This window comes from Pseudomaricurvus sp. ABR4_320 (assembly GCF_056159445.1).
Genome location: NZ_JBSWVF010000013.1, coordinates 41,578 through 55,521 on the forward strand (window position 1 = coordinate 41,578; position 13,944 = coordinate 55,521).

Genomic DNA, 13,944 nt, shown 5'->3' on the forward strand with positions numbered 1-13,944 from the left:
GATTAGCCTTGTTGGCGCTCGCGCAGAGGGCGGCGCAGATCAGCGGCCATCTTTTTCAGTGTGGCTTCGGTTGTTGGCCAGTCAATACAGGCGTCGGTAACCGAAACGCCGTATGCCATCGCGCTTTTATCGGCGGTCAGCTTTTGATTGCCTGGACCAATGTTACTTTCCACCATAATGCCAATGATTGAACGGTTGCCGTCAATGATCTGATGGGTGATGTTCTCCATAACCAGTGGCTGCAGCTCGTGATTCTTATTGGAGTTGGCGTGGCTACAGTCCACCATGATGTTGGTGCTGATACCGGCTTTCTCCAACTCCTTCTCGCACAGGGCAATACTGACGCTGTCGTAGTTGGGTTTATCGTTGCCGCCGCGCAATACAACGTGTCCGTAAGGATTGCCTTTGGTGTGAGTTATGGCCACCTGGCCTTCGGGGTTGATGCCAAGGAAGCGGTGGGGGCTGGATACTGACTGTAAGGCATTCATCGCAACGGTAAGACCGCCATCGGTTCCATTTTTAAAGCCCACGGCGGAAGAGAGGCCGCTCGCCATCTCCCGGTGAGTTTGTGATTCCGTGGTACGAGCACCGACCGCAGACCAGGAAATCAAATCCTGGATGTACTGTGGCGAAATGGGATCCAGTGCTTCTGTCGCTGCTGGCAGTCCCATTTCTGCAATATCGAGCAGTAATTTGCGCCCGATATGAAGGCCGTCCTCAATTTTGAACGAATCGTCCAGGTAGGGATCGTTGATCAACCCTTTCCAGCCAACGGTAGTGCGGGGCTTTTCAAAATAGACCCGCATGACAATATACAGTGTATCGCCGACCTCATCTGAAAGTTTTTTGAGGCGTTCGGCATAGTCAATCGCCGCTTTGGTATCGTGTATGGAGCAAGGTCCAATCACCACCATCAGTCGGTGATCTTTACGATCAAGAATATTGCGTACCACTTCACGTCCGTTGGTAACCACTTCTGCAGCGGTTTCGGACAGGGGTAATTCTGACTTGATGGCAGTGGGCGAAATAAGAACTTCCTGAGATACGACGTTCAGGTCGTCCACTGTGTACTGTGTCATAAGGCACCTTGTGCTGTTAAAGGACTAACCGCCGTAGTTTACTAAAAAACCGGCATCCGCGGGCAAAAAAATCGGATGTTTCAATGAATTGCAGTCTTTTCGCTGCCTGTGTCGTCACTGAATCTTCAGCCAGCGGCGGTTAAACCGGTGAATCATTCGGGGGAGATGCTGACCCAACCACGAATTCCGTTACCAAAAACAAATTTGCCAACCCTGTTGAAGAGCGATTTGTTGCAAGTGTGGATCTGGATTGATGACGAAACTGAGCGCGGCGACTTCCAGCAGTGGCAGATCGTGAATGGAATCACTGTACATGGCTGACAAGGGCAGAGATTCCCTCTGTTGTTGCTGTAGCCACCGATGCAAACACACCAGTTTGCCTTCACGAAAGCTGAGAGGCTCCTTTACCTGTGAGGTGAGCTTTCCCGTTTCCGTGTGAAGATCGATGGCAATAACATGCTCAATACCCAACAATTGAGCGATCGGTTCGACAATCAAAGTCGGGCTGGCCGAAATCAGTACCATCAAATCGCCGCTGTTTTTATGCGCGTTAAGTGTCTCTACCGCCTGGGGATAGAGCTGAGCTGGAATGCAATTTTCTGCAAATTCACGGGCCAATTGGTGGATCGCTGAAAGTTGCATGCCTTCCAGTGGCTTTGCCCAGGTTTCCATGTAGGCACGCATATCGATGGGACCGTCGACATAGGCTTGCATGAATTCTTCGCAAATAGCGATGCAAGGCTCGATATTTGACCAGCCTTTACGACGCAGAAAGTAAAGCCACTCTTGGGCACAATCAGTACGTAGCAGGGTGCCATCGAGATCGAAGGCAACCAGCTTTAAGGGTGTTGCTGTAATGAGATTAACTCCGCAGGGGTATTATACGAACAGGCGGCCGGCAAATTCTTGTCGGTAGCTTGGGTCGTCAACCTGTGTAACGACAAGATTGTAACGACCATTGTCATCGACCGGGATGGGTCGTTGCTGTTCAGGCATTAGCGACTGTAAGCTGTCGCTTGTTTCGGGCAATTCAAGTTGAAGGCCGCTGGCATCGGTTTGCAAGAAACAGCCCGCACTGGTCGTCTTAACGCGGAGTGCATTTTTTCGCAGCGTGGAGAGCGAGCCGGCAATTCGTCTGTGAAAGCCCTCTGGCCCCATGATCTGAATGTCGTAACGGCCTGCTGTGACTGGCCAGTGAACGGTCATTTGACGGTTTCCCGCGATCGTGTAGCGATGGGGAATCGCCTCTAAGTTAAGGCGGTCGTAGAGGTGAATGACGACTGTGCGCTCCCCGATATTTTGAAACTTCAGCGACAGCGGGTTCGGCTTCTCGACGATGTGCCACTGCAGTTCGATGGCATACAGGTTTGGGCACTGTTTGCGAAACCCTGATTCTTGCATGGGCAATGTCGGTTTACTGGGAAGTGGGGGCGTTGTTCGCCCTGGCAGCAAGGCCGCTTTCGCTGCGTCAGCGCGTGGATCCGGAAGCGTAGGTTGTTTAATTTGGTTGGGATTGGCGAAATCAAAAGCATTTAAAAAATCACCACAGACTGCTCGTCGCCAGGGGCTGATGTTCGGTTCAACAACACCAAATCGCTGTTCCAGAAAACGAATTACCGAGGTGTGGTCCAGCACTTCAGAGTTGACTTTGCCACCTCGACTCCAGGGTGAAATTACATAGGCCGGCACCCTCGGTCCCAAACCATATGGTCGTTGGCGATACTCGGGAAGATCCAGATCGGCGTCTGCTGACGAGGGGTGAGTGTGGTATTCGCCTTCCGTGGAAATATGAGAATCCCCTGCGTAACCATGTTGACGTGTCGCGTCAGGCGAGGGAGGGGCCGGTGGCGGAAGGTGATCAAAAAAACCATCGTTTTCATCGAACATGATAAACAACGCGGTTTGTGACCACACCTCTGGATTGGCTGTCAGTCTGTCCAAAACCTCTGCTGTATAGGCGGCACCTTGCGCCGGGCTTGAAGGGCCCGGGTGTTCTGATCCTTCTGCGGTGGCGATTATGTAAGAGACTGATGGCAGCTTATTGGCGAGGACATCGTCAGCAAGCTGATCCAGTCCTCGGGTGGTCAGCCCTCGCCGGGCGAGCTCTGGATCGGAATTCGGCGAACGGTTAAAGGACTGGCGAAAACTGTCAAATCCCACGAGTGGATTGTCGGTAAAGTTATCGTCCATGTCTTGGTAGATTGTCCAATCGACGCCAGCACTCTGTAACCGTTCAACATAAGTTGTCCAGGTGTAAGCGTGTTCAGCACCACCATTGGCCGGGAAATTATCGTGCGAGTTACCTATGGCGGGGCCGCCATCTTGTCCACTGGCGTCGATGGTACCTGACCAGAGAAACAATCGATTGGGGTTGGTCCCTGTTTGCATAGAACAGTGATAGGCATCGCACAGCGTAAAGGCGTCGGCGAGCGCGTATTGGAAAGGAATGTCATCACGTTCGAAATAACCCAATGAATGCAACTGTTTGGCATCCGGCCAATGTTGCATACGTCCATTGTCCCAGGCAGCTTGCGCATCAGGCCAGGAATGGGGCGTCCCTTCGACCCGCATATGTTCAAAAGATTGCCGGGTATTCAGGGGAAAGGGGGACGCAACGATCGATTTGTCGCCCATCGTAAAACGCTGTTGAAAAACGCTGCAAACATTTTCTGTATGCTCAGTCGGAGCTAGAGCAGGCGTTGGCGCAGGATAGGGATCGATAAACCCTCGTACGCCTGCCAGGGTCCCAAAATAATGATCAAAAGAGCGGTTTTCCTGCATGAGAATGACGACATGTTTGACGTCCATTAGGGTTCCCGTGGTGACGCTTGCAGGAATCGATAATGCGCGGGCAATGGCGGGAAAGCTCGTAGCAAAACCCGCTGCACCAGCCACCGATAAAAATTGTCGTCTATTGATGTCAGTCATAGCCGTGTACGTCGTTAAAGTAGGAACAAACAGTGATTAAAAAGGTGGGGCCGCAAGCCCCCACAAAAGAGGTTCTTTAAAAATCAGCGCCGATAGAAAATGTCACGGTACGTGGTGAGCCAGGATATACGCTGTTATTGCCGACCGCGGAGATGTAATTTTTATCCAGCAGGTTGTTAACGTTTAAGCGCAGATGAATGGCGGAAATGACATCGTAGGAAGGTTCGATGTCGGTTCCGATGTAGGCATCGACAACCTCATACCCCGGTGCTTCCGCAGAGTTTTCAAAGTTGATGTATCTGTCGCCGATGTGGCGCAAAGAAACGCCGCCGTTGATTGCCTGGTCTGAATAATCTGCGGACAGTGAATAGAAACTTTCTGGTTCGCCGTAAATCCGATTGCCTTCCTGTATTTCGGCATCGGAATCCAGCCCAGTATCACCGGTAGAAATATATTCAGAGTCATTATAGGTGTAGGAACCCGAGACTCGGACTCGGTCGGTCAACTGATAAGCCGCCAAGACTTCGGCACCACGACTCTTTTGACCGCCAACATTTACGTAGCTGCCATCGACAGCCTCTTTGTAGTCGATGCCTTCGGCAACACTCGTATCAATTTGCACAATACGATTATCAAATTCGATGTCGTAAAAGGTGACGGCGGCTTTGAGATTACCATTGTCATAGCGTACGCCCAGCTCGATATTGTCGGACGTTTCCGGGTCGATATTATCAAGCTCAGAATTGGACAGGCCCGAGTCAATAATATCGGGAACCACAGACTTATAGTTCTCTGAATAACCGGCAAAAATTTCAAGGCCGTCTATCGGTGTTGCATAGGTCAGACCTGCATAGAGCAGTGGGTCGGAGGTGGAATCCAGATTGCCCGTGCGAGTCTCGTTATAGAAGTGGTCGACGGTGGTATCAACTTGAAACTGCTTTACACCGAGGCTTGCGCTGAGCGGCCCGATATCCATATTTTCCTGGGCGTAATACATCCATTCTTTGGTGTTGGCTTCCGTTTTAAATTGAACCCAATAGGGTGAACCATTGAACGCCGGGCTGATGGCCGAGTTTGTAATCAGATGCCAGGAGCGGGTGACGTCTGCGTCGTAATTTTCATACCAGAAGCCACCGCGTAAGGTGTGTTTGATATCGCCAGTGGAAAATTCATAGGCGATATCGCCGGTAATTCCGTAGCGACGATTGGAGTAGTTCGACGTTCGATAGGAGCTGACTGCTTCGACGTTGCCATCGTAACAATTCGGGTCTTTTTCGGCATCCAATCCATAGCGTCCCGTACAGGCATCAATCAATGTTGCAGGCGTTGTCGTACCGGTATTCACAAAATAAATATCGTCGCCTTGATAATCGCCATACTGGGTCGAGCCGGAGAGCTCATTGTCGAGAGTCCCGTCACCATCGACATCGGTCACATAAGGTGGAATCCAATCGCCGCGACCTTCCATGCGGTGATAATACACGGCTGAGTTAAACGAAATTTGTCCGTAGTCTTTATCTACGCGCAAACTGGTAAACGTATTTTCCCGTAGGGCGCGCCAACCGTTTCGATTGTTCTCGTCGAGACCTGGGATCCCTGTCCATGTTGAATGTAAACCATCGTGGTTTGGGTTGGCCGCATAGTCGTCGAGAGAGACATATTCGTATTCGTTTTCATCGGAATCATTGTAGGTCGCAAAGCCGGTGATTTCGTAGCCAGCCAAAATGGTTTTAATTTTACCGGTGAGATAGTCTTTTTGGGTGACGGCTTCGTTATCCCAGACGTCTTTATTTTCCGCCGACGATCCACTGATGTAAAAATACGTGTCTGGTCGAATTTCTCCAGAGTCGTAACGGAAGCGATACTTTTGCGCATCTTGATCACCTGTCATATAGAGCAGGCTTAAATTTTCTTCGAGTAGTGGATCGGAGGTGATGAAGTTTAATGTTCCACCCAGCGCCTCGTTGGAGCGGGAGCTGATGTCTGCGGTTCCCTGACTGACTTCAACGGTTTTCAGGTCGAGTACATCGATAAATTTATTCGCCTTACTGCCGCCGCCGTAATTTGAACCTCCATTCGGAAGACCGTCCAGTGTTGTTCCGATTTGGCCGTCGTCGGTATCGAAACCACGCATACGAATGTTTGTCATCCAATCTGATGAGCCAAAGGTGTCCGCCTCCTGGACAATGACGCCTGGCAGTTCCTGCACGACGGTATTGACCGACGCATTGGCTGGGCGTCTCGATATCATTTCTGGTGAAACGATATTCGACGAGAAGCTTTGTTTTTGTCCAACAACCACGAGCTCTTCAAGAGTTTTATCACTGCTCTCAGGCGTTTTAGTCTGAGTTGGCTCATCGGCTACTGCCAGGGTTGAAGCGATCGCGAATACCAGGGGAGAGAGTGTGAAGCGTTTGTTCGGGAACATCGGAAACCTCTGAGGGAAAAGACAGAAACGGCAGAACGGATGGCGTTGTCGCACCAAGTCGATGGGTTAACTGCCGCCCAATATAGAAGCTTCATGTGACATTTTTGTGTGAAATTTATGAAAATATGTGGGAATATTTTTAATAATGTGGGAAATGTGTGTGTATGTGTGGTTTTTGAGGCGGTTAAGTTCTATATTAGCGTGCTAATTGAACGGACTCTTCGGACCGTTAAACGGTTTTACATGGAGGCAATGTGAATACCTCAGACCGAATTTCGCAACTCATGACAATGATTGAAACGCGTGAGGCCATGACCATCGCCGAACTAGCGATTCATTTTGGTGTTTCTGAAGAAACCATCCGCCGAGATGTCCGTCAATTGGAATCCCAGGGGCGGGTGGTTAAAGTGCACGGTGGGGTGCGCCGACAGGAGCTGTTGGTAGAGCCTCCTTACCGACGGCGCATCAACCTCAATGCTGGGGCAAAGCGGCAGGTTGCAAAAACGGCTGCTGCCCTGGTGGACGATGGCATGAGTATTTTTATTGACAGCGGCTCGACCAGTTATTGGTTTTCACGCGCACTTGTGCAGCCGAAGAATCTCCTTGTCATCACCAATTCTTTGGAAGTGGCGGGCGAGGTTGCCGGGCGTAATGATTGGCGACTGGTTTTTACCGGTGGGCAGATTGACGGAGATTATCGAGCCGCATTTGGCCAGGAAGCGATGGCACAAGCGCGACGCTTCACGCCAGATCTTTTGTTTCTTTCGATTGGCGGTATTAATCCAGAGATTGGTTTATTGGATTTTCATGTTGATGAGGTGGATTTCAAGCGGTCTTTGCTGGATCGGGCGCGCGAAAAAGTCGTGCTCGCTGATGCATCCAAGTTTGCGTGTGCGGGTGCTGTGCATCTGGCAAATTTTGATGAGGTTGATGTATTGGTGTGTGATCAAGCACCCGATGCAAAACTGGATCGACGATTAACAGACGCTGGGGTCGAGGTTAAATACCTCGCCGATTAACGTCGCGTGTTTGTAACACGCGACGATGCCCTGGAATGGTTGGACAGCTCTAAAAAAATATTTCTACGAGAGCTTATTCTTTGAGATGGTTTCTATTCTTCCACACGATAAAAATAGGGCACTAAAGGAAAATAGAGTGCGGTAACAACCCGATTATTTTCCCGAGCCTGGTAGAGTTTTCGATAGCGGGACAAAGGTTCGGCGTAGGTGGCCGCCTCCCGGGCGGCGAAGGTTTCCAAGGGTTCATCGGGATGTGGTTGCGATGTTTTATAGTCAATAATCCAACGGATACCGTCGCGGTCAATAAAAGTGCGATCCAGTATTGACTGCCTGACCGCAAAGGGAGATGTGTGAGGTAGTCTGTGGATGACATTGTCGGTATCTTGGTGTACCCAGGAGATTTCGCAACTGCTGTCAGTATGCTGTCCATCAAGTAGCCAACGGCCAGTGGGGTCTTTCAGAATATTCGACAAAGCCGTTGCGAGCGTTTGCAGGGCTTCGTTGCGTTGTGACGCAGGAACCCCAAGGGTTGTTAATTGTCTGGCCAGGGTTTGGTGTTGATGCTGGCAGCGCTCGTTATCCCACCGACCAATGCCTTCGCGGGTTATTTGTGCCAGAGTTCGGTGTAAAACTGTGCCGACAAAGCGGGCATAACGCTTACGAAATCCATTGGCAGGGGGTCGATTTAATGGGCCGTTGGCTGGGGGCGTTGGCAGTTTCGGAAAGAGTTCAGGTCTCGTAGGTGGGCGTACTTCGTAACCAGCGGGTAGGGCTCGCAGCACTTGCTGGTACTCGGGGGCTCTTGCTTCCTCCGATTTGGGCGAGGGGTTGTGTGCCGATTCGTACAGGATTGCCTCAGAGGCAAGCGTTGGCCAGAGTATTCCGAGATAGGAATTTGCGGGAGGCGTTTTTAATTCACCGGTTTTGGTGTCTCTGGCTGTTTGGCCAATAAGATGCAAGCGTTTCGCCGCACGAGTACAACCAACATACAAAAGGCGTGTAGCTTCCAATTGCGCTCGATATTTTTGCTCGCTGCGGATGTAATCGTAAACGGGATCCGTCTCCTCTCCGGTGGCGGAAAGAGGACTCAACAACAGTTGTCTCTGCTGGTATTCGTCAATGCGCTCCAACCATAACAACAGCTGTTTGTCGTCACTGCGAGATTGTCGCTCCAGACCTGGAATAATGACGCAGTCGAATTCCAGACCCTTCGATTTGTGAATGGTCATGACCTGAACACGAATTGAAGGATCGACTTGTGGGCGAGCGTAGAGTTTCGCCATGGCCTGCTCAAACGCGGTCATATCGTCAATGAGTCCGCCGCGGTCGTGCCTTTCCAGGAGTCGAAAAAAATCTTTTGCATCTTCGAGATCACTCTGCTCCTGCAAGGCTGCTGCGCCCCCAAGTGCAACCCAAAGCCCTTCGATACTTTGTCGCAGACTGCGCCGTCGTCGATTTTCCCAGGCGGCTTGAAACAGGGGTACGCAGATGGCAAGTCGCTGCCGACCTCGGTCAGACAACTGGGGTATCTCACGAAAATTGAGAAGGTTTTGAAAGATGCTTGGATGAGACTCAGAGAGGGCGATCCAGCCCTCTGGAGTATATCGGGCGAGATGCAATAGGTCGCTATTATCCAGGGCCAACCAAGGGCAGCGCAGCAGAGCCAGCCAGGCGTTACGATGACTGATGTCGAGCAGAGCGCGTGTCAACGTTAATAAATCTACGACTGTAGTCCGACCTTGCAGAGGATCAATATCATTGGCGCTCCAGGCAATGCCAGCCTGCTGTAAACGGTCGATGATCGCCGGTAAATAAGAGCGGTTACGGACCAGAATGGCAATGCTGGAATCGCTGCTTGTCGCAAGTTCATGGGTGAGCAGATCAACTACGAGCTCGGCCTCTCTAGCGCGAGCGACATTTCGCTCGCCACTATCGTCAACGATGACATGGGCATTGACGGCGGTTCCGGGAAGCGGATCATTAAAGGCAACGGAGGGTGCGTATTTAACGGCGCCACGAGCGATGTCATCTTGTGGGGGAAACGCGGTTTCAAACGCCCGATTGACCCAATCGACAATATTTCTTTGCGAGCGAAAATTGACACACAGATCTAGCGGGCGCAGTGGCAAATTGCCAATGCCATGGCGGCGGGCATCGAGAAACAGGCCGACGTTGGCATCGCGAAAACTGTAGCAGGATTGCATTCCGTCACCGACAATAAACAGCGTCCTGCCATCGTCCGGCTGCCAGCCCGCCGTGAGCTTTTCCAGCAATTGCAGTTGGGGAACCGACGTGTCTTGAAATTCATCAACCAGGAGATGTTTTATTTGATAGTCGAGCATCAGCGCCAGGTTGCTGGGATTTTCTGAATCTCCGAGCGCCTGTAAAGCACCTTGGCTAATTTCCGTAAAATCTACGGCATTGAGGCGGCGAAAAGCCAGTTTCAATTGGACATAGCACAGGGGTAAAATTTGGGTCAACGCTTGCAATAGCTGCCACTGTCGCTCGCTGTAATGAACGGTCGGCAGACTGCGGATCCGGGCGAGTGATTCAAGCAACCCATCGCAATCGGCGAAGGCTGTTAGCATCTCAGCCATTCTCGTTTTCTGTGATTTTGCTGCGGCTTTTTCCTCTTTGGTTTTGCCGGCTGGAAAACCGATCGCTTTGGTCAAACCTTTCGGGGAGCGCCAGCGATTGTCATTGGTCATTAGCAATTGGCAGAGTGCAAGCCAAAGGGACAGGTCCTGTGGGGCCGCCTGGGGCAGATCCGAGATCTCGTCGAGTGCCACTATGGCAGAATCCGGTGCTTCCTGACGACAATTTGCTGCGGCATAGCTGGCCAACGGATAAAGTTCGCCCCAAAAAATTGACACTCGCTGCTGAATATTTTCCAGGGCTTCTCGGATGACATCCTCGAGAACGGCCTCGAAATACGCGCGGGCGTCCTGATGATTGGCGCTGAACACATGTGCCAGCCACTGGGAGCGACTGGACAGCAAGCTGACTAACAGGGTGTGAACCCGGTCGAGATTGTTATCAAAATGCAAGAGTAAGAGCGACAGAGCGTGTTTGGGGCCCGATTCATCTTCGAGCGAGTTCAGTGTGGCTTGTACTGCTTCGCTGTATATCAGCTGAGGGTTGTCGAGCAATTGTGTTGAACCGCCAATCTGGCTGTCCACAGGGTTGCGCAAGGTCAACGCGCGGCATAGCCCATCAATGGTGAGAATACGCAGACGTTGAGGGTTATCCAACAATTGCCAGTGGGCTTGCTGATCCCGATCTAATGCTGCCCGCGCTAACGTCCAATTGGTGAGCGCGTGAGCCGCGGTGGGTGCGGGTTCTGTTGCCGCTCTAACCAGAGAATTGACAATGCGCTGGTGCATTTCCGATGCCGCTTTACGGGTAAAGGTTATGCAGATGATTTCTTCTGGTTGTTCCACTTGAGCTAATAATGCAAGTACGCGTTGCGTCAACAGCTCGGTCTTACCCGAACCGGCCGGTGCGGTAATGGCTATGGATTGTTGGATATTTAACGCTGCCTGGCGCTCTTCAATATCTGCCGGTGTGCTCATTGGTTAGGGTAGGTCATTAGAGTTGGAGAGAAGGGGGGCATCCTGCCAGCGCAGCAACGGACGTAAAAAGTGCAACCGAGATTCGGCAAGCGGGTGTTTTACACGGAGTGGAAATTCCCCTTGGAGAAATTCCGTGAGAGTCTGCGCAAGCCACTCTTCCCAGCGTTGGCAGTTGTCTTGCCAACTGCCCGCCAATCCGAGTCTTTCTCGAGTTGACGAATTTAAGACCCCCGGAATTTCATCGATCAGGTCTCCCATAGCAATGAATTTCACCGCCTTGGGATTGAGTTGGCCGTAGGCGATTCCACAGAGATTGCCGTCATAGCAGCGGGTATAGAGCGGCAGCTGAGGTTCTTCCAGTCGATCACCACGCCAGCCTTTAGCGTCGGGTTGACCGGATTTGTAATCAACAATCAGTTGTCGCCCGTCGGCTAGGCGGTCAACACGATCCAATCTCAGGCGAAAGTCTATGCCCATAAATTCGGTTGCGAGATCAGCTTCAATCGCGGCGACTGAAAACTCCTGCCGCTCTTCTTCTAACGTCAGCCACGCATTGATTAAGGCGAGTTGGCGTTGTCGCTCCAGCTGCAAATAGGATTTGCCGAGAATATGTGGTTCTCGACGGGCAGACTCCGCCAGCTGCCTGTCTAATGAGAGTGTTAACCGCTGTTCACGTTCCGCCGAAGACAACTGCACGAGTTCGGATTTGGTCTTGGTCTCTCGCCAGAATTCGGCAAGGGTATTGTGCATCACATTACCACGTTGCATCGGTGTTAATCCAAGACTGAAAAGCGATTCCTGATCGGCGCCAAGACGATAGAAGGCGAAGGCCGCCGGGGGGGCTAGTGCCTGCCATTTCAGCAAATTTGACAGACTTCGCAACAGTCGTTTTTCGAGTTCATGAACGGGCGGCGCTGAGCTGATATCGATAAGTGTTATGGATTCCGGTGACAGACGTTTTTCAAGGGAAGATTGCCAGCTGTCACTGTCGCATGCTTGTGGGAACGCTGACTCTACATGGAGTTGAGACAGCAGACGGCTGGGTTGTTGCTCTTGATCATCGTCTTCGAGTTTCGCCGCGTAACTGAACACCAGGTGTTGCGCACTGCGGCGGAAATTTTCTGTCAGGCGGCGGGCATAGGTCAGTTCTCGGTGAGCATCGCAATGGGGGGTTTGGTGTTCCCGTTGCAGAGAAATGGGCAGCAAAGCATTGGGTTGGCTGGTCGGTGGCCATTGCTGCTGATTCATGCCCGTTACCCAGACATGACTGAAATTGAGTCCGGAAGCCTCTAGTGCACCGAGTATTTGAATGGGCGAATCCGGAGTCTGTACCTGAAATTCCCGACTGCTGGCGAGTTCCGTCAAAAGGGACCGCGCCTCGGCAATCGTATAGAGGTCGCCACTTGCTTCCAAACCTGAAAAGTCTGTGAGCAGGTCGTACCAACTGGCGACCTGTTGGTATTCATAGGTATCCAGTATTCGCTGCCCTGGCCAGCCCAGCCTTTCCAGATGTTGATCGAAGAGATCTGCCCAACTGGCCGCCGATTGTTTGGTAAATGCGATGGCGTTATCGACGCGCAGATAGGTGAGCGTTTGATAAATCTGGTGCCAGTTTTCCTGAGTCTCTTGGGATGTTTGAGAAGGGCGCTCACGTATCTTTTCGCTCAGAAAAATCACGTCATTCAATCGAATTTCCGTGCGGGCACGTAGGCGCATTTCTTTCAATAGCAGGCTCAGCTCAGTCGAAACATTTCCCCAGGGAAGAAACGGTGAATTGAGTAGCCGAGTCAATTGATCGAGATTGAGCGAACCTCGGTAGCTGTGTAAAACATCCAGTGCATCGGCGACGATCGGAGTCTCGCCAAGGGAAATACCCGCAGAAAAGTTAAAGGGCAGAGCGCGGCGTTCCCGGACGGGCGTCAGTAAATCTGGCTCAAAGGTTTCCATAAAAATGCGTTCGAACAGTCCCCTTTGTTGTTTTGCCTGGGGGGATATGATGGCGAGCCGAAAAGAGGGTGTGTCCGGAGAGTCGGGCACTTGCCTCTGCTGTTGTAAAAGGTTCACTGCCCAGTTTGCTGCAGCCCGGATTTCATCTTCTTCGGAATCGCATCGATACAGTTGTTGACTTACAGCTTGTGAATTTTCTGCCAGTGGTTCGCAATTCAGGCATTGTGAAGTGGCTGAGAGCAGTAAGGCTGAACTGAGTGGCGTAAGCTCATCAAATCCGTAGGTGACAATGGTGGTGTAAGCTGGCAGGTAACCTTGCGTGAAGGCTTGCAACAATTCTTCCTGAAGTGTTTCGGGCGTGTGTAGCCGCTTGATTGAGCACAGGTTTTGAAAATTTTTTCGCCAGTCTGCAAAACGTTGGTCGGTATCACTTTGTTGGTGAGCTTCCAGTGTCTCTGTAGAAATTTGCCAACGATGTAAAATTTGATCTGCGCTGTATGCCTCGCTGGCCAGTCGCGCGCTGTTGATCAGCTCAGTACCTTTCGGGTCGTTGTCAATAATCTGCTGCCAGAGCTGCTTTATTTGAATATCGGGTGCCAGTATGCGGTCACTGGCTTGCCCTTGATCCTGCAGTTGTTGCCATCGCGCCTCAATCCATTGGCTGTACGACCAAATGTCAGGGCGCAGCCAACTGGTGTCGCCGCTAGCCCGTTGGTGTTGATGATAAGATTCTAGTAAAGCTCGGCTCAGGCGGTTGTTGGCGGTCAATACGAGCGCGCCCCGCTTCAGCTGTTGTAAACACTGGGCCGGATTCAGATGGGGGCCAGTTGGCACGTGGGAAGTCGCCTCTGTAAAAAATGAACGTCATTGAAGATTAAGGCTCTGTTGTCTTGTGGACGACAGTGACATACCGTTGAAGTCATTGCGGTTAAACCGCATCAGTGGAGAGGAATCTTACAAGGAAATAAGCT

At 51.4% G+C, this 13,944-nt stretch carries 7 protein-coding genes; 1 reads left to right on the forward strand and 6 read right to left on the reverse strand.

Annotated features, from left to right (window positions below):
- Positions 1 to 2: 2 nt before the first annotated feature.
- From ACXAFR_RS20815 to ACXAFR_RS20830, 4 genes are all read right to left on the reverse strand, one after another.
- Positions 3 to 1,079: a 3-deoxy-7-phosphoheptulonate synthase gene (locus ACXAFR_RS20815; protein ID WP_475180504.1), complete on the reverse strand. Its 1,077-nt coding sequence runs from the start codon at positions 1,077 to 1,079 to the stop codon at positions 3 to 5.
- 189 nt (positions 1,080 to 1,268) lie between these two features.
- Complete coding sequence (locus tag ACXAFR_RS20820) at positions 1,269 to 1,937, reverse strand: HAD family hydrolase (RefSeq protein WP_475180646.1); 669 nt, start codon at positions 1,935 to 1,937, stop codon at positions 1,269 to 1,271.
- Between the two features lie 21 nt (positions 1,938 to 1,958).
- Positions 1,959 to 4,007: a phosphocholine-specific phospholipase C gene (locus ACXAFR_RS20825; RefSeq protein ID WP_475180506.1), complete on the reverse strand. Its 2,049-nt coding sequence runs from the start codon at positions 4,005 to 4,007 to the stop codon at positions 1,959 to 1,961.
- A gap of 76 nt (positions 4,008 to 4,083) precedes the next feature.
- Entirely contained in the window at positions 4,084 to 6,435 is a 2,352-nt protein-coding gene (locus tag ACXAFR_RS20830; protein ID WP_475180508.1) for a TonB-dependent receptor, read from the reverse strand.
- A gap of 254 nt (positions 6,436 to 6,689) precedes the next feature.
- On the opposite strand from ACXAFR_RS20830, the gene ACXAFR_RS20835 reads away from it, so the two are divergent.
- Positions 6,690 to 7,454: a DeoR/GlpR family DNA-binding transcription regulator gene (locus ACXAFR_RS20835; protein ID WP_475180511.1), complete on the forward strand. Its 765-nt coding sequence runs from the start codon at positions 6,690 to 6,692 to the stop codon at positions 7,452 to 7,454.
- 92 nt (positions 7,455 to 7,546) lie between these two features.
- Here ACXAFR_RS20835 and ACXAFR_RS20840 read toward each other — a convergent pair whose 3' ends face one another.
- Positions 7,547 to 11,026 carry a UvrD-helicase domain-containing protein gene (locus ACXAFR_RS20840; RefSeq protein WP_475180513.1) on the reverse strand — a complete coding sequence of 1,160 codons (3,480 nt, stop codon included), beginning with the start codon at positions 11,024 to 11,026 and terminating at the stop codon, positions 7,547 to 7,549.
- Positions 11,027 to 11,029: 3 nt separating this feature from the next.
- Positions 11,030 to 13,807, reverse strand: coding sequence for a PD-(D/E)XK nuclease family protein (locus tag ACXAFR_RS20845; RefSeq protein WP_475180515.1), 2,778 nt, complete (start codon positions 13,805 to 13,807; stop codon positions 11,030 to 11,032).
- Between the last annotated feature and the right edge of the window lie 137 nt (positions 13,808 to 13,944).

Excerpts from the sequence above, each read along its gene's own strand:
- ACXAFR_RS20815 (WP_475180504.1), bottom strand. The coding sequence starts at position 1,079 with ATGACACAGTACACAGTGGACGACCTGAACGTCGTATCTCAGGAAGTT.
- ACXAFR_RS20825 (WP_475180506.1), bottom strand. The coding sequence starts at position 4,007 with ATGACTGACATCAATAGACGACAATTTTTATCGGTGGCTGGTGCAGCG.
- ACXAFR_RS20830 (WP_475180508.1), bottom strand. The coding sequence starts at position 6,435 with ATGTTCCCGAACAAACGCTTCACACTCTCTCCCCTGGTATTCGCGATC.
- ACXAFR_RS20840 (WP_475180513.1), bottom strand. The coding sequence starts at position 11,026 with ATGAGCACACCGGCAGATATTGAAGAGCGCCAGGCAGCGTTAAATATC.